Source organism: Streptomyces griseicoloratus (assembly GCF_014534645.1).
Classification (GTDB): Bacteria; Actinomycetota; Actinomycetes; order Streptomycetales; family Streptomycetaceae; genus Streptomyces; species Streptomyces griseicoloratus.
The window spans coordinates 162,500-177,849 of sequence record NZ_JACVQF010000190.1 but is presented as its reverse complement, the minus strand read 5'-3'; the positions used below and the strand labels follow the sequence as shown (position 1 = coordinate 177,849).

Annotated in this window: 17 protein-coding genes; 11 read left to right on the top strand and 6 right to left on the bottom strand. The window is 69.6% G+C overall.

What is annotated here, in order from left to right; genetic code table 11:
• Positions 1-4 precede the first annotated feature (4 nt).
• Entirely contained in the window at positions 5-283 is a 279-nt protein-coding gene (locus H0H10_RS16880) for a hypothetical protein (protein WP_188181790.1), read from the bottom strand.
• Between the two features lie 406 nt (positions 284-689).
• Between H0H10_RS16880 and H0H10_RS16875 the strand changes: the two genes are divergently transcribed.
• Both H0H10_RS16875 and H0H10_RS16870 read left to right on the top strand, forming a co-directional pair.
• Positions 690-3,041, top strand: coding sequence for an immune inhibitor A domain-containing protein (locus tag H0H10_RS16875; RefSeq protein ID WP_188181789.1), 2,352 nt, complete (start codon positions 690-692; stop codon positions 3,039-3,041).
• Between the two features lie 121 nt (positions 3,042-3,162).
• Positions 3,163-3,504 (top strand): hypothetical protein, encoded by a 342-nt coding sequence (locus tag H0H10_RS16870; RefSeq protein WP_188181788.1) that lies wholly within the window; start codon positions 3,163-3,165, stop codon positions 3,502-3,504.
• A 20-nt stretch (positions 3,505-3,524) separates the two neighbouring features.
• Here H0H10_RS16870 and H0H10_RS16865 read toward each other — a convergent pair whose 3' ends face one another.
• Entirely contained in the window at positions 3,525-4,112 is a 588-nt protein-coding gene (locus H0H10_RS16865) for an isochorismatase family protein (protein WP_188181787.1), read from the bottom strand.
• A gap of 148 nt (positions 4,113-4,260) precedes the next feature.
• Positions 4,261-5,607, bottom strand: coding sequence for a nicotinate phosphoribosyltransferase (locus H0H10_RS16860; RefSeq protein WP_188181786.1), 1,347 nt, complete (start codon positions 5,605-5,607; stop codon positions 4,261-4,263).
• A 180-nt stretch (positions 5,608-5,787) separates the two neighbouring features.
• Here H0H10_RS16860 and clpS point away from each other — a divergent pair, with 180 nt between their 5' ends.
• The 7 genes from clpS (at position 5,788) to H0H10_RS16830 (ending at position 10,618) form a co-directional block, all read left to right on the top strand.
• Complete coding sequence (gene clpS, locus H0H10_RS16855) at positions 5,788-6,105, top strand: ATP-dependent Clp protease adapter ClpS (RefSeq protein WP_188181785.1); 318 nt, start codon at positions 5,788-5,790, stop codon at positions 6,103-6,105.
• A gap of 12 nt (positions 6,106-6,117) precedes the next feature.
• Complete coding sequence (locus tag H0H10_RS16850) at positions 6,118-6,729, top strand: DUF2017 domain-containing protein (protein WP_188181784.1); 612 nt, start codon at positions 6,118-6,120, stop codon at positions 6,727-6,729.
• 358 nt (positions 6,730-7,087) lie between these two features.
• A complete protein-coding gene (locus tag H0H10_RS16845) occupies positions 7,088-8,515 on the top strand; it encodes an amino acid permease (protein WP_188181783.1) in 1,428 nt (475 codons plus the stop codon).
• A 146-nt stretch (positions 8,516-8,661) separates the two neighbouring features.
• A complete protein-coding gene (locus H0H10_RS16840) occupies positions 8,662-9,084 on the top strand; it encodes a M67 family metallopeptidase (RefSeq protein WP_188181782.1) in 423 nt (140 codons plus the stop codon).
• A 104-nt stretch (positions 9,085-9,188) separates the two neighbouring features.
• Positions 9,189-9,284: a putative leader peptide gene (locus H0H10_RS41260; RefSeq protein WP_019065921.1), complete on the top strand. Its 96-nt coding sequence runs from the start codon at positions 9,189-9,191 to the stop codon at positions 9,282-9,284.
• Between the two features lie 98 nt (positions 9,285-9,382).
• Entirely contained in the window at positions 9,383-9,661 is a 279-nt protein-coding gene (locus H0H10_RS16835; protein WP_188181781.1) for a MoaD/ThiS family protein, read from the top strand.
• A 6-nt stretch (positions 9,662-9,667) separates the two neighbouring features.
• Positions 9,668-10,618 carry a PLP-dependent cysteine synthase family protein gene (locus H0H10_RS16830; RefSeq protein WP_188181780.1) on the top strand — a complete coding sequence of 317 codons (951 nt, stop codon included), beginning with the start codon at positions 9,668-9,670 and terminating at the stop codon, positions 10,616-10,618.
• Positions 10,619-10,625: 7 nt separating this feature from the next.
• Here H0H10_RS16830 and H0H10_RS16825 read toward each other — a convergent pair whose 3' ends face one another.
• A complete protein-coding gene (locus tag H0H10_RS16825; RefSeq protein ID WP_188181779.1) occupies positions 10,626-11,126 on the bottom strand; it encodes a type II toxin-antitoxin system PemK/MazF family toxin in 501 nt (166 codons plus the stop codon).
• A 204-nt stretch (positions 11,127-11,330) separates the two neighbouring features.
• Between H0H10_RS16825 and H0H10_RS16820 the strand changes: the two genes are divergently transcribed.
• Entirely contained in the window at positions 11,331-12,083 is a 753-nt protein-coding gene (locus tag H0H10_RS16820; RefSeq protein ID WP_188181778.1) for an MBL fold metallo-hydrolase, read from the top strand.
• 87 nt (positions 12,084-12,170) lie between these two features.
• On the opposite strand, the gene H0H10_RS16815 is transcribed toward H0H10_RS16820, so the two are convergent.
• Together H0H10_RS16815 and H0H10_RS16810 are read right to left on the bottom strand one after the other, a co-directional pair.
• Positions 12,171-13,418, bottom strand: coding sequence for a PTS transporter subunit EIIC (locus H0H10_RS16815; RefSeq protein WP_188181777.1), 1,248 nt, complete (start codon positions 13,416-13,418; stop codon positions 12,171-12,173).
• A 215-nt stretch (positions 13,419-13,633) separates the two neighbouring features.
• Positions 13,634-14,929 (bottom strand): PTS transporter subunit EIIC, encoded by a 1,296-nt coding sequence (locus H0H10_RS16810; RefSeq protein WP_188181776.1) that lies wholly within the window; start codon positions 14,927-14,929, stop codon positions 13,634-13,636.
• Positions 14,930-15,115: 186 nt separating this feature from the next.
• Here H0H10_RS16810 and H0H10_RS16805 point away from each other — a divergent pair, with 186 nt between their 5' ends.
• The gene (locus H0H10_RS16805; protein WP_188181775.1) at positions 15,116-15,349 is read left to right on the top strand and encodes a PTS sugar transporter subunit IIB; all 234 of its coding nucleotides are present in this window, start codon (positions 15,116-15,118) and stop codon (positions 15,347-15,349) included.
• The last annotated feature ends 1 nt before the right edge of the window (position 15,350 follow it).

Genomic DNA, 15,350 nt, shown 5'->3' with positions numbered 1-15,350 from the left:
GCGGTCAGGCCGCTCGTCCGCGCGCCGGCTCGCCCGCTCCCGCGGAGACCGGGGTCGGCGCCGCGGGCTCCTCGGCGGTGGCGGCGGGCCGGTGCGTCGTGACCGTGCGGGCCCGGGGCTGCGGGGCCGTCATGGCGACCAGCAGACCGAGGGCGAGCGCCGCGACCACGATGACACCGATGCCCGGACCCGAACTCGTCCGTGACAACAGCAGCATGGCGAGTGTCGACAAGATCACGGTGCACGTACCGTAGGCGAACTGGGCGGCAGTCGGACGAGGCATGGCAATCGTGTCCTCGGAAGACAATCTGGGGGTGAGGCGGGCTGTCGGCCTGGCTTTCCGCCGGCTTCCGGGCGTTCTGCCAGTCGACTCTAATCGGCTCTGTGCCCTAGTGGAACAAATAGTAAGCGTGAGCTAACCAACAGTGCCGGTGCACGGGGGGCGCACGGAGTCATGCCCCCTCGGGAACCGGAGGGTTCACGCGCCCGTCTGACGCCGGGTCGGGCGTCCGCAAAGCGAACAGCCGCTCCGCATAGTGCACTTGACCTGCTCAAGTCAAGATCTGTCTTTTCTCTCAAACCTCTAGTCAAATGTCGTCACTTGACTACACGCGTTGATCACGTGTGCGCGGACCCGTCACTACCCTGACCCTCCCTTCCGCGCGCGTGGACGCGGGGGAGGAACTCAAGTGACCCGTAGATCCCGGACGTTCAGAACGGCCGCGACAGCGGTCGCCCTGGCCGCCGCCACCGCCACGCTCTCCACCGCCACCGCCGCCCAGGCGGACTCGCCCGCCCGCCCGGCCGCGGCCGAGGGGCACGACCCGCACCCGGCCAAGGGCATGGACTCGCACGACCTGGAGGGCCCGCTCAGCAGGACCCAGGAGGCACAGCGCCAGGAGGCGCTGAACCAGGTCATATCCGGCCGGGCCACGGTCAAGGACCGCGAGGGCTCCAAGGTCGTCCAGCTCAAGAGCAAGAAGGGCGACAGCAAGTACGTCGAACTGGGCCGGGAGAAGACCGACAAGATCTTCACCATCCTGGTCGAGTTCGGCGACCAGATCGACAGCCGCTACGGCGGCAAGCCGGGTCCGCTGCACAACCGGATCGCCGAGCCGGACCGCACCAAGGACAACTCCACCGCCTGGCAGGCGGACTACGACCGGAAGCACTACGAGGACCTCTACTTCGGCACCGGCAAGGACACCGAGTCGGTCAAGAAGTACTACGAGAAGCAGTCCTCGGGCCGCTACTCGGTCGACGGCGAGGTCTCCGACTGGGTCAAGGTCCCCTACAACGAGGCCCGTTACGGCAACAACGCCTGCGGCTCCACCAACTGCCCGAGCGTGTGGAACGTCGTCAGCGACGGCCTGAACGCCTGGGTCGCCGACCAGAAGGCGGCCGGCCGCACGGACGCCGAGATCCAGGCGGACGTCGCGAAGTTCGACGAGTGGGACCGCTACGACTTCGACGGCGACGGCGACTTCAACGAACCCGACGGCTACATCGACCACTTCCAGATCGTGCACGCCGGCGAGGACGAGTCCGCGGGCGGCGGCGCCGAGGGCACCGACGCGATCTGGGCCCACCGCTGGTACGCCTTCGGCACCGACGCCGGAGCCACCGGCCCCGAGCAGAACAGGCTGGGCGGCGCGCAGATCGGCTCCACCGGCATCTGGGTCGGCGACTACACCATCCAGCCGGAGAACGGCGGACTCGGCGTCTTCGCCCACGAGTACGGCCACGACCTCGGCCTGCCGGACCACTACGACACCGCCGGCGGCGACAACTCCACCGGCTTCTGGACGCTGATGTCCTCCGGCTCGTGGCTCGGCACCGGACGCAACGAGATCGGCGACCTGCCCGGCGACATGAACGCCTGGGACAAGCTCCAGCTCGGCTGGCTGAACTACGACACGGCCAAGGCCGGGGTCGACTCCTGGCACAAGCTCGGTCTCGCCGAGTACAACACCAAGCACAAGCAGGCCCTGGTCGTCCAGCTCCCGAAGAAGGCGGTCACCACCGAGATCGTCACCCCCGCGCAGGGGCAGACCCAGTGGTGGAGCGGCAGCGGTGACAACCTCAAGAACACGCTGACCCGGTCCGTCGACCTCACCGGCAAGAAGTCGGCCGCCCTCACGCTGGACGGCTGGTACGACATCGAGGCCAACTACGACTACCTCTACGCCGAGGTGTCCACCGACGGCGGCGCCAACTGGACCGCCCTGGACGGCACCTTCGACGGTCAGCCGATCCCGCGCGACGGCAGCGACAAGCCGGCCCTGACCGGCACGGTGGAGTCCTACGGCAAGCTCGCGTACCCGCTCGACGCCTACGCCGGCCAGAAGATCGACCTGCGCTTCCGCTACCAGACGGACGGCGGCGTGGCCCAGAAGGGCTTCGCGGCCGACGCGATCACGGTGACGGCCGACGGCGCGGCGCTCTTCTCCGACGACGCCGAGTCCGCGGACGCCGCCTGGACGGCGACCGGCTTCTCCCGCGTCGGCGCGTCCTTCACCAAGGACTACGCGCAGTACTACATCGCCGAGAACCGGCAGTACGTGTCGTACGACAAGACGCTGAAGACCGGCCCGTACAACTTCGGCTTCGCGTCCCGTCCGGACTGGGTGGAGCACTACCCGTACCAGAACGGCCTGCTGATCTGGAAGTGGGACACCTCCCAGGCGGACAACAACACCAGCCAGCACCCTGGCACCGGCCTGGTCCTGCCCGTCGACTCGCACCCCACCGCGCTGAAGTGGTCCGACGGCACCCTGATGCGCAACCGCATGCAGGCGTACGACTCGCCGTTCAGCCTCTACCGCACGGACGGCATCACGCTGCACAAGGCGGACGTCGCGACCCGTATCCCGTCCTCGCGGGGCGTGCCGGTCTTCAACGACCACACCAGCGACTACTACGACGAGTCGAACCCGACCGGCGGCGTCGAGGTCACTGACACCAACACCCGGATCGAGATCACCAAGGAGGCCCGCGACGGCTCGACGATCGAGCTGGAGGTCGGACCCGCGGTGAGGTGAACAGCGTTTCACCTGGTCAGAGCGTGATCGGCGGTGACCCCTGGCGGGTCGCCGCCGATCCGTGTTTAGGTGCGTTCTATGGCTTCGTTATTGACACCGGCTGACACGGGGATGTGACCGCATGGCCGCAGGAGGTTTCTGCAAGCTGCCGAACGGCACGGTGGTGGTGGCGCTGAACCTGCCCAGCCCCGCCACCCACGCTCCGGGCAGCGTGCGCGTACTCGTCCACGCGCAGAACCGGGCGCGTGCCCTGACCAGGCTGCGCAACCTGGGGTTGCGCGCGGTCTATCTGCGGGGCAACGCCGCCCCGCCGACCCCGGACGAGATCACGGCCGTCCTGCACCACCCCGACGGCCTGATATGGCGCACGGCCCCGGCCGGCGGCGGCACGGGCCCGGACCTCGTGCAGGAGCTGTGGCACCCGATCCGGGCGCTGCTGCGGCGTCCCACGGCCCAGGCCTGAGTGGCGCGGGGGAGCCAGTCCTACAGGACGACCGGCTTGCCGGACAGCTCCACGCCCGCCCGGCGCAGCTCCTCCAGCGCCCGCTCGGTGGTCTCCGGGGCCACCCCGGCGGTCAGGTCGAGCAGGACCTGGGTGCGGAACCCCTCCTTGGCGGCGTCCAGGGCGGTGGCCCGCACGCAGTGGTCCGTGGCGATGCCCACGACGTCGACCTCGTCGATCTCCCGGGCCCGCAGCCAGTCGGCGAGCTTCGTGCCGTTCTCGTCGGCGCCCTCGAAGCCGCTGTAGGCCGCCGCGTACGCCCCCTTGTCGAAGACGGCGTCGACGGCGCCGGAGGCGACGGCGGGGGCGAAGTTCGGGTGGAAGCCCACGCCCTCCGTGCCGGCGACGCAGTGCGCGGGCCAGGAGTGGACGTAGTCGGGGTTGTCGGCGAAGTGGCCGCCGGGCGCGATGTGGTGGTCGCGGGTGGCCACGACGTGGCGGTAGCCGGCGGGCGCCTGCCCGATCAGCTCGGTGATGGCGGCGGCCACGTCGGCACCGCCGGCCACCGCGAGGCTGCCCCCCTCGCAGAAGTCGTTCTGCACGTCTACGACGATCAAGGCGCGGCGCATGGTCGGTGTCCTTCGGCTGGGTCGGCTACGGGGCGGGGGAGAGGACGGGGGGCAAGGGCTGGGGGCCCGGACGGTGAACCCCCGAGCCTATTGACTGCCGGGGCGGTACGGGAGGGTCCACCGCGGGCCGTATCGCGTCGCACCAGCTTTAGCTACCCGACCCCCCGTGCACGTACTCCGTCGGAATGACAGGTTCCCCTCGGGAGAGCTGCGTGGCGGACAGCGGAAGGTTCGCGCGGGCGGCGGCGTGCCGGTCCCGGGCGACGTCGAGCGGCTCGCGGGCGACCACCTCCCCGCCCTTGACCAGCTCGACCAGGAGCTGCCGGTCCGCGAGGTCGCCGGGCACGGGACCGGTGCCGACCACCTCGGCCTCGGCGTAGCCGTCCGCGTCCAGCCGCCGGGCGGCCCACTTGCGTCCGCCGATCGATGTCTTGCCGCCGGTGGACTTCTTGGCGACCGGCACCAGCGGTGCCTCGGCGTCGCCGCTCTCGGCGCGGGCGACCAGCTTGTAGACCATCGAGGCCGTCGGGTGGCCGGAGCCGGTCACCAGCTGGGTCCCGACGCCGTAGGCGTCCACGGGGGCCGCCGCGAGCGAGGCGATGGCGTACTCGTCCAGGTCAGAGGTCACGACGATCTTCGTGCCGGTGGCGCCCAGCTCGTCGAGCTGCTGCCGCACCCGGTGCGCGACCAGCAGCAGGTCGCCGGAGTCGATGCGCACGGCGCCGAGTTCGGGCCCGGCGATCTCCACGGCCGTACGGACGGCCTCGGCGACGTCGTAGGTGTCCACGAGCAGCGTGGTGCCCCGGCCGAGGGAGTCCACCTGGGCGCGGAAGGCGTCCCGCTCGCTGTCGTGCAGCAGGGTGAAGGCGTGGGCGGAGGTGCCGACGGTGGGGATGTTGTAGCGGAAGCCGGCGGCCAGGTCGGAGGTGGTCGCGAAGCCGCCGACGTACGCGGCCCGGGCGGCGGCCACCGCGGCCAGTTCGTGGGTGCGGCGGGCGCCCATCTCGATCAGCGGCCGCTCACCGGCGGCGGAGGCCATCCGGGAGGCCGCCGCGGCGATCGCCGAGTCGTGGTTGAGGATGGACAGGATCACGGTCTCCAGCAGCACGCACTCGCCGAAGGACCCCTCGACCCGCATGACCGGCGAGCCCGGGAAGTACACCTCGCCCTCCGGGTAGCCCCAGATGTCACCGCTGAAGCGGTAGCCGGCGAGCCAGTCCAGGGTGTCCTCGTCGACGATGTTCCGCTCGCGCAGGAAGCGCAGGACGCCCGCGTCGAAGCGGAAGTTCTCCACCGCGTCGAGCACCCGCCCCGTGCCCGCCACGACGCCGTAGCGGCGCCCGTCGGGAAGCCGCCTGGTGAAGACCTCGAACACGCTCCGCCGCCCGGCCGTGCCCGCCTTCAGCGCGGCTCGGAGCATGGTCAGCTCGTACTGGTCCGTGAAGAGCGCCGTCGAGGGGACGTCCACCGGCAGCCCAAGGTCCGCTACGCCCACCAAATTCTCCTTGCTGTGACTCTCCGGGTGCCCCCGTGTCGGCCGGGGGTCCGGGGGTTGTCCCCCGGTGTGTGCAGCATGACGGGGATGGTACCCCCGATTTCGTCAGTGTGACGATTTGTGGGTCGTTTCCCGTGGAGGGCGGGCCGGTTTGTGCGACGACCCCCCTCCGGTGGCAGCATGGGGGGTGTGACGTCACCCGCGCCCCTAGAGATCGAACGCACCGAGTCGGCGGAGGAGACCTTCGCCGTGCCCGAGCCCGACGTCCCCTGGGTCACGATCGTCCACAACGACCCGGTCAACCTCATGAGCTACGTGACGTATGTCTTCCAGACGTACTTCGGCTACTCCAAGGACAAGGCCACCAAGCTCATGCTCGATGTCCACCACAAGGGCCGGGCGGTCGTCTCCAGCGGCAGTCGCGAGGAGATGGAACGCGACGTGCAGGCCATGCACGGCTACGGTCTGTGGGCCACCCTCCAGCAGGACCGGAAGTAGCGAATCGCCTCCATGCCAGGACACTTCGAACCGCTCCCCGGCGGCGGTGCGGCCGTCGCCCTCGACGACGTCGAGATCTCCATCATCCGGTCGCTGGCCGTGCAGCTCCTGGAGCTGATCGGCCCCGGCCCCGCCGAGGACGCGCAGGCCGACCCGCTCGCCGAGCTCTTCGCCGAGGGCCCGAGCGAGCCGCCCTCCGACCCGGTGCTGCGCCGCCTGTTCCCGGACGCCTACGGCGATCCCGCGCAGCCGCCCGGCTCGCCGCAGGACGCGGAGGAGCAGCGGACGCACTCCGCCGAGTTCCGCCGCTACACCGAGAACGACCTGCGGGCCGGCAAGCGTGAGAACGCGCTCGCGGTGATCCGCGCCCTGGACGCCCTGGCCTCCGCGGCGAGCGGCGAGGGCGGGGCGGTGCTGAAGCTGTCGACGGAGGAGTCCCGGCAGTGGCTCGGCGCCCTCAACGACCTCCGTCTGGCGATCGGCTCCCGGCTGGAGATCACCGACGAGGAGGACACCGACCTGCTCTACCGGCTCCCGGACGAGGATCCGCGCAAGCCGATGGTGATGGCGTATCTGTGGCTGGGCGGTCTCCAGGAGACGCTGGTATCCACCCTGATGCCCTGACGCCCCTTACACCCTGACCGGGGGGAACCGGGTGTCCGCTCAGCGGACCCTCAAATCCGGATAACGATCGCGTCAAAGTGCTGCCCCTTTTCGCTCCTGTTCGATCCCCTTTGTCCGGTTCTGTTTGTGCTGTGTGTCACAGTGCGCACCTGTGATCAGTGCTGCGGCCGTGGTAAATCTTCACGACCGCCCGGCGAACACCACCCGAATGTTCGGCCGGGTGCGCCACCGAGTCGGCGGACCGCCGGCCAGGCACGAGCGGGACGTGAGCCCGCTCAGCTCCATCATCCGGGGGGATCGAGACCCGATCCGCGGCCGACGAAAGGCCCGGGTCGGCATGGAGAAAGGCGCACCACACATGACCTCTGCGCAGGTCGACACGGAGAAAGCCCCCGAGGAGGGGTACGAGCGAGGGCTCGGCAGCCGTCAGGTCCAGATGATCGCGATCGGCGGTGCCATCGGCGTCGGCCTGTTCCTGGGCGCCGGTGCCAACATCGCCAAGGCCGGTCCCAGCATCATCCTCATGTACGCCCTCGCAGGCGTGATCATCTTCTTCATCATGCGGGCGCTCGGCGAGCTCCTGCTCTACCGTCCGGTCTCGGGCTCCTTCGCCGAGTACTCGCGCGAGTTCCTCGGCCCCTTCTTCGGTTACTTCACCGGCTGGACGTACTGGCTGATGTGGGTGGTCACCGGCATGGCGGAGCTCACCGCCGCCGCCATCTACATCCACTACTGGTTCCCGGACATCCCGCAGTGGGTCTCGGCCCTGGTCTTCCTGGTCGTGCTGTTCCTGGCCAACCTGATCTCGGTGAAGCTGTTCGGCGAGATCGAGTTCTGGTTCTCGATGGTCAAGGTCACCGCCATCATCGGCATGATCGTCATCGGCCTCGGCGTGCTCACCCTCGGCTTCAGCCAGGCCGGCGACACCGCCGCCGTCTCCAACCTGTGGGCCTTCGACGGCTTCTTCCCCAAGGGCATCGGCTCCTCCCTGATGACCCTCCAGGGCGTCATGTTCGCCTACCTCGCCGTCGAGCTGGTCGGCGTCACGGCCGGCGAGTCGGAGAACCCGGAGAAGACCCTCCCCAAGGCGATCAACACCCTGCCCTGGCGCATCGCCCTGTTCTACGTCGGCGCCCTCACCGTCATCCTGGCCGTCGTGAAGTGGACCGAGTTCGCCGAGGGCGTCAGCCCCTTCGTGAAGGCCTTCGCGGTCATCGGCATCCCGGCCGGCGCCGGCATCGTCAACTTCGTCGTGCTCACCGCCGCCCTGTCGTCCTGCAACTCCGGCATGTACTCCACGGGCCGCATGCTGCGCACCCTCGCGGACAACGGCGAGGCCCCCAAGATCTTCAACCGGCTGTCGTCGACCAAGACGCCGGCGATCGGCATCGGCGTCTCCGTCGTCTTCATGGGCATCGGCGTGGTCCTGAACTACATCGTCCCGGAGAAGGCCTTCGGGTACGTCACCTCGGTCGCCACCGCGGCCGGCATCTGGACCTGGCTGATGATCCTCATCAGCCATGTCCTCTACCGCCGCCAGGTCGTCGCGGGCCGGCTGCCCGCCTCCTCCTTCCCGGCGCCGGGCGGCGCGGTGTGCTCCTACATCGCCATCGCCTTCCTGCTCTTCGTCACCGGCCTGATCGCGTACGACGCCGACTCCCGGGTCTGTCTGTACGTCATGGCCGGCTGGGCCGCCGCCCTCGCGATCGGCTGGTTCGTGCTGAAGAACCGCAACCCGCAGATCGCCGAGCGCCACGGCGAGCCGGAGTTCGAGAAGGTCGGCTGACCTGCGCGTCCGCGCGCACGACGGACGTCCGGCCGCAGGGGGCACTCGTGGCGCCCCGATGCGGCAGCCGCTCAGGACGTCCGGCATGTGGGCCGTTCCGTACCACTCATCGGTACGGAACGGCCCTTCTGCTTATGCTTGCCGGCATGCTGACCATCACCCAGGCCCTGTACGACCAGATCGTCGCCCACGCGCGCGAGGACCACCCCGACGAGGCGTGCGGCGTGGTCGCCGGCCCCGTGGGCGAGGGCCGCCCCGAGCGGTTCATCCCGATGCTGAACGCGGCCCGGTCGCCCACCTTCTACGAGTTCGACTCGCAGGACCTGCTCAAGCTCTACCGCGAGATGGACGACCGCGACGAGGAGCCGGTGATCATCTACCACTCCCACACGGCCACCGAGGCCTACCCCTCCCGCACCGACATCTCCTACGCCAACGAGCCCGGCGCCCACTACGTCCTGGTCTCCACCGCGGACACCGACGGCGCCGGCGACTTCCAGTTCCGTTCGTTCCGCATCGTGGAGGGCGAGGTGACGGAGGAGGAGGTCAAGGTCGTGGACGCGTACTGAGGCCGCCCCGCCGACCGCGCCCGCATCCCGAATCGCGGATGAAGAACGTCCGAACGGTGAGATCACACTCCGGGAGCCGGACCGGGAATCGTTACGATGAGCCCATGGTTCTTCTCGACGTGAGCGACAAGGCGCCGGGCACGCTGCTCGTGGCGCGGCTGCACGTCGACCTGTGCAGGCTGAACAGCGCCATCTGTTGATCTCCGCTGCCGCCGTACGGCCGTGAGCCGCGGCGGGCCGCCGCGTGCCGCCGCGCGCCCTTCGAACCTACGACACCTTCCGACAGGAGCCCTGAGCCATGGCCATCGAGGTCCGCATCCCGACCATCCTCCGCCAGTACACCGACGGCCAGAAGGCGGTGGAGGGCACCGGGGACACCCTCGCCGAGCTCTTCGCCGACCTGGAGACCCGGCATGCGGGCATCCAGGCCCGCATCGTGGACGGGGGCCAGCTCCGCCGCTTCGTCAACGTCTACCTGAACGACGAGGACGTCCGCTTCCTCGACGGCATCGACACCAAGCTCGCCGACGGCGACAACGTCACGATCCTGCCGGCCGTCGCCGGCGGTATGGCCTGATCGGCGATGCGCTACGACTCCCCGCTGGCCGCGGTGGGCAACACCCCCCTGGTGCGCCTGCCGCGGCTGTCGCCGTCCGCCGACGTCCGCATCTGGGCCAAGCTGGAGGACCGCAACCCGACCGGCTCCATCAAGGACCGCCCGGCCCTGCACATGGTCGAGCAGGCGGAGAAGGACGGCCGCCTCACCCCGGGCTGCACGATCCTGGAGCCGACCAGCGGCAACACCGGCATCTCCCTCGCCATGGCCGCCAAGCTCAAGGGCTACCGCATCGTCTGCGTGATGCCCGAGAACACCTCCCAGGAGCGCCGGGACCTGCTCGCCATGTGGGGCGCGGAGATCATCTCCTCCCCGGCCGCGGGCGGCTCCAACACCGCCGTACGGGTCGCCAAGGAGCTGGCCGCCGAGCACCCGGACTGGGTGATGCTCTACCAGTACGGCAACCCGGACAACGCCGGCGCCCACTACGCCACCACGGGCCCCGAGATCCTCGCCGACCTCCCCTCGGTCACCCACTTCGTGGCCGGCCTCGGCACCACGGGCACCCTGATGGGCGTCGGCCGCTACCTGCGCGAGCACAAGCCGGACGTGAAGATCGTCGCCGCCGAACCGCGCTACGACGACCTGGTCTACGGCCTGCGCAACCTCGACGAGGGCTTCGTCCCCGAGCTGTACGACGCCTCCGTCCTCACCACCCGCTTCTCGGTCGGCTCCGCCGACGCGGTCACCCGCACCCGTGAACTCCTCCAGCAGGAGGGCATCTTCGCGGGCGTCTCCACCGGTGCCGCCCTGCACGCCGCGATCGGCGTCGGGAAGAAGGCGGTCAAGGCCGGCGAGAGCGCGGACATCGTCTTCGTCGTCGCCGACGGCGGCTGGAAGTACCTCTCCACCGGCGTCTACACCGCGGCCACCACCGAGGAGGCCATCGAGACCCTCCAGGGCCAGCTCTGGGCCTGACGGGCGTTTACGTCGCGAGGTGACGGACCTGGTCCCACAGGACCGGGTCCACCACGCCGACCCGGCGCCGGAAGTCCCGCACCGGCACCTCGCGCAGTTCGTCCGTCTCCAGGAAGCTCGTACGCCCCCGCGCGTTCCCGACCGAACCCGGGGGCAGCGGGATCACCCCGGCCCGCTCGTCCCGGTAGCGGCTGGTGATCCTCGCGACGACCACGCGGCGCCTGCGCACCGCGATCACCAGGCACGGCCGGTCCCTGGGGCCGCCCCGCGGCTCTCCCGCGGCGGGGCCCGGACCGGCACCCGCACCCCGGGCGTCCTCGTCCGGCACGCTCGCCCACCAGATCTCCGCCGGCCGCGGCCGGGCCGTGCGCCCGCCGGGCCCCGCCGGACGCGCCCACGGCCTGAGCCGGCCCCCCGGCCGCGGCCCCCGGCCCCAGCCGTCGACGACCACGGCGACGAGCGCGAGCAGTACCACCGCCGCGAGCGCGAGCCACCAGGACGTGTCCATACCGTCGACGTTACCGGCGCGTGCCGCTCCCGCGCGCCCCCACGGCGGCCCCGAGCGCCCCACTTCCAGCCGAACCGGTGACACCACAGGTGAGTTCCCCCACAACGGCCCCTGGCGGAGGAGCGACCGAAGGTTTTGCGCCTTACGCTCGACGAACCGCACGACCCCCGTCTCTCCACACCCGCCAGCGGAGGTTTCTGCTTCATGAAGCTCACCGTCGTCGGCTGCTCGGGGTCGTTCCCGTCCGCGGAATCGGCCTGCTCGAGCTACCTCGTCGAGGCCGACGGCTTCCGGCTGCTCCTCGACATGGGCAACGGAGCCCTGGGCGAGCTGCAGCGCCACTGCGGTCTCTACGACCTCGACGCGATCTTCCTCAGCCATCTGCACGCCGACCACTGCATCGACATGTGCGCCTACTTCGTGGCGCGCTACTACCGGCACGACGGGGGCCGCTGCGCCCCGCTGCCCGTCTTCGGACCCGAGGGCACCGAGCACCGGCTCACCACCGCCTACGCCGACACCCCCTCCGCCTCGTCCATGAGCGAGGTCTTCGACTTCCACACGGTCAAGCCGGGCACCTTCGAGATCGGCCCGCTCACCGTGCACACCGAGCGCGTCGCCCACCCCGTGGAGGCCTACGCCATCCGCGTCGAGCACGGCGGCAGGTCGCTGACGTACTCCGGTGACACCGGGGTCTCCGCCGCGCTGGACGAACTGGCCCGGGACACCGACCTGTTCCTGTGCGAGGCGGCCTTCACGCACGGCAAGGAGAACATCCCGGACCTGCACCTCAACGGCCGCGAGGCGGGCGAGTCCGCCGCCCGCGCCGGAGCCCGGCGCCTGGTCCTCACCCACATCCCGCCGTGGACCGACCCCCGCGTCAACCTGACCGACGCGCAGGCCGTGTACGACGGGCCGGTGGAGCTGGCGGCGCCCGGTGTGTCGTACGAGATCTGACGCGCGCCGCGATCCGGAGGCGTACGTGCGCGAAGGCCCCGGAACCTCGACGGTTCCGGGGCCTTCGTCATGCCGTGCGGGGAGCGCTCACGCCTTCGTGAGGTCCTCGACCTCCTCCTCGGGCTCGCGGCCCGGGGTGGGGAGGTTGAACTTGGTGATCGCGAACCGGAAGAGCACGTAGTAGATCACCGCGAAGACCAGGCCGATCGGGATGATCAGCCACGGCTTGGTGGCCAGGTTCCAGTTCAGCGCGTAGTCGATGAAGCCCGCGGAGAAGGTGAAGCCCGCGTGGACGCCGAACGCCCAGGTGATCGCCATCGACAGGGCGGTCAGGACGGCGTGGATCGCGTAGAGCACCGGCGCGATGAACATGAACGCGAACTCGATGGGCTCGGTCACACCGGTCACGAAGGAGGTCAGCGCCAGCGAGACCATCATGCCCATCACGGCCTTGCGGCGCTCGGGACGGGCGGCGTGCGCGATGGCGATCGCGGCGGCCGGCAGACCGAACATCATGATCGGGAAGAAGCCCGACATGAACTGACCGGCGTCAGGGTCCCCGGCGAAGAACCGGTTGAGGTCACCGTGGACGATCTCGCCGGCCGCGTCCGTGAAGTCGCCGATCTGGAACCAGGACACGGTGTTGACGAACTGGTGCATGCCGACCGGGATCAGCGCGCGGTTGATCAGACCGAACAGACCCGCGCCGACGGCGCCGAGACCGGTCATCCACTCGCCGACGTCGGAGATGACCTCACCGATCGGCTCCCACACCAGACCGAAGAAGACACCCATGATGGTGCCCACGAAGGCCATGATGATCGGCACCAGGCGGCGGCCGTTGAAGAAGCCGAGCCAGTCCACCAGCTTCTTGCGGTGGAAGCGCTGCCACAGGACGGCGGCCAGCAGGCCCATGACGATGCCGCCGAGCACCCCGGGGTTGTTGTAGGTCGCGGCGATGTCTTCGCCGGCCTGGACCTTCGCCTCGGTGACGGGGAAAGCCTTGAGGACGTTGCTGTACACCAGGAAGCCGACCAGGGCGGCCAGCGCCGTGGAACCGTCCGCCTTCTTGGCGAAGCCGATCGCGACACCGATGCAGAACAGCATCGGCAGGTTGTCGAAGATCGCGCCACCGGCCGTCGCGAACACCGCCGTGACCTTGTCGGGCAGGTTCAGCTTGTCCTGGACGTCCTGCTGACCCAGGCGCAGCAGGATGCCCGCCGCCGGCAGGACGGCGATCGGGAGCTGCAGGCTGCGGCCGACCTTCTGCAGGCCCTGGATCAGGCCGGATCCCCGCTTCTTTGCGGGGGCCGCCGTTGCGGTGGCGGTGCTCATAAGTCCTCCATCGGGTGATGGTCTACACCACTAGTGGTGTAGACCTGTTGTAGCACGATGAAGGCCGCGTAAGGAACCCGCGATTCCGCGACGGGAGCGCTACGCGCCGTGCCGGGCCGAAGCGCTGGAAGCGCCCCGGCGGAAGGCGTGCCGAAGGCCCCCGGACCGAGCGTCCGGGGGCCTTCGCGAGACCACGGGAAAAGGGTACGTGAGGGCTACACCTTGGTGACGTCCTCCACCTCCTCCTCCGGCTCCCGCCCCGGCGTCTTCAGGTCGAACTTCGTGATCGCGAACCGGAACACGGTGTAGTACACGACCGCGAAGCACAGGCCGATCGGAATGATCAGCCACGGCTCGGTCGCCAGCTTCCAGTTGATGACGTAGTCGATCAGCCCGGCCGAGAAGCTGAAGCCGTCCTTCACGCCCAGCCCCCACGTCACCGCCATCGACACCCCCGTCAGCACCGCGTGCACCGCGTACAGCGCCGGCGCGATGAAGAGGAACGAGTACTCCAGCGGCTCGGTGATCCCCGTCACGAACGACGTCAGCGCCACCGACAGCATCAGGCCGCCGACCTCCTTGCGGCGGTGCGGCTTCGCGCAGTGCGTGATCGCCAGGGCCGCCGCCGGCAGCGCGAACATCATGATCGGGAAGAACCCCGTGGTGAACTGGCCCGCGGTCGGGTCGCCCTGGAGGAACATGTTGATGTCGCCGTGCACCACCGTGCCGTCCGGCTTGGTGTAACTGCCGAACTGGAACCAGATCGGCACGTTCAGGAACTGGTGCAGGCCGATCACCAGCAGCGCCCGGTTCGCGAGCCCGAACACTCCCGCGCCCCACGCGCCCAGCCCGCTCAGCCAGTCGCTGAAGCTCTCCAGCGCGTCCCCGATCGGCGGCCAGATCCACAGGCACAGCGCGGCGAACAGGATCGCCACGAACGCCATGATGATCGGCACCAGCCGGCGCCCGTTGAAGAAGCCGAGCCAGTCCACCAGCCTGGTCCGGTGGAACCGCTGCCAGAGGTAGGCGGCCGTCAGCCCCATCACGATGCCGCCGAAGACCCCCGGGTTCTGGTACGTGAACGCCGTCACCGTCCCCGACCCGTCGGTCAGCCGGCACCCGACGTTCGGCACCGCCTCCGCGCCCTCCGGACAGTCCTGCGGGAACTGCCGCAGCACATTGAAGTAGACGAGGAAGCCCGCCACCGCCGCCAGCGCCGTCGAACCGTCGGCCTTCTTCGCCATCCCGATGGCCACGCCCACGCAGAACAGCAGCGGCAGCCCCAGTGAACTGTCCAGCAGCGCCCCGCCCGCACCCGCCATCACCTTGGAGACGGTCGTCCAGCCCAGTCCGTCGTCCCCGAACATGTCCGGCTGGCCGAGGCGGTTGAGGATGCCCGCGGCGGGCAGGACCGCGATGGGCAACTGCAGGCTCCGGCCCATCTTCTGCAACCCCTGGAACAGACTGTTCCAGCGGGCGCGAGCGGGGCTGACCGCACTGTCGGCACTCATCCGGTCTCCGTCCGGTCCTCTCGCGCGGGAGGCGGTTTGGCGGCCGTCCGCACGGTGGTGTAGACCAGTTGGCGGACGGTTCCGCTGTCGTGACGCCATCATTCGGTACGTACCGCATGACCGCTCGCGAAGATGGGCCAACTGTGGGTTACTGCGACAAAGCGGTTCGGATCAGGGAGAAGGAACATGGCCAGCAAGGCTGAGAAGATCGTTGCCGGGCTCGGCGGCATCGACAACATCGACGAGATCGAGGGCTGCATCACCCGGCTCCGCACCGAGGTTCACGACCCCGCACTGGTCGACGAGGCCGCGCTGAAGGCCGCCGGCGCCCACGGCGTCGTCAAGATGGGCACCGCCATCCAGGTCGTCATCGGCACCGACGCCGACCCGATCGCCGCGGAGATCGAAGACATGATGTGAA

Coding starts and splice junctions, on each gene's coding strand:
- H0H10_RS16880 (WP_188181790.1), bottom strand. CDS start 283: ATGCCTCGTCCGACTGCCGCCCAGTTCGCCTACGGTACGTGCACCGTG.
- H0H10_RS16870 (WP_188181788.1), top strand. CDS start 3,163: ATGGCCGCAGGAGGTTTCTGCAAGCTGCCGAACGGCACGGTGGTGGTG.
- H0H10_RS16865 (WP_188181787.1), bottom strand. CDS start 4,112: ATGCGCCGCGCCTTGATCGTCGTAGACGTGCAGAACGACTTCTGCGAG.
- clpS (WP_188181785.1), top strand. CDS start 5,788: ATGGGGGGTGTGACGTCACCCGCGCCCCTAGAGATCGAACGCACCGAG.
- H0H10_RS16850 (WP_188181784.1), top strand. CDS start 6,118: ATGCCAGGACACTTCGAACCGCTCCCCGGCGGCGGTGCGGCCGTCGCC.
- H0H10_RS16845 (WP_188181783.1), top strand. CDS start 7,088: ATGACCTCTGCGCAGGTCGACACGGAGAAAGCCCCCGAGGAGGGGTAC.
- H0H10_RS16840 (WP_188181782.1), top strand. CDS start 8,662: ATGCTGACCATCACCCAGGCCCTGTACGACCAGATCGTCGCCCACGCG.
- H0H10_RS41260 (WP_019065921.1), top strand. CDS start 9,189: ATGGTTCTTCTCGACGTGAGCGACAAGGCGCCGGGCACGCTGCTCGTG.
- H0H10_RS16835 (WP_188181781.1), top strand. CDS start 9,383: ATGGCCATCGAGGTCCGCATCCCGACCATCCTCCGCCAGTACACCGAC.
- H0H10_RS16830 (WP_188181780.1), top strand. CDS start 9,668: ATGCGCTACGACTCCCCGCTGGCCGCGGTGGGCAACACCCCCCTGGTG.
- H0H10_RS16825 (WP_188181779.1), bottom strand. CDS start 11,126: ATGGACACGTCCTGGTGGCTCGCGCTCGCGGCGGTGGTACTGCTCGCG.
- H0H10_RS16820 (WP_188181778.1), top strand. CDS start 11,331: ATGAAGCTCACCGTCGTCGGCTGCTCGGGGTCGTTCCCGTCCGCGGAA.
- H0H10_RS16815 (WP_188181777.1), bottom strand. CDS start 13,418: ATGAGCACCGCCACCGCAACGGCGGCCCCCGCAAAGAAGCGGGGATCC.
- H0H10_RS16810 (WP_188181776.1), bottom strand. CDS start 14,929: ATGAGTGCCGACAGTGCGGTCAGCCCCGCTCGCGCCCGCTGGAACAGT.
- H0H10_RS16805 (WP_188181775.1), top strand. CDS start 15,116: ATGGCCAGCAAGGCTGAGAAGATCGTTGCCGGGCTCGGCGGCATCGAC.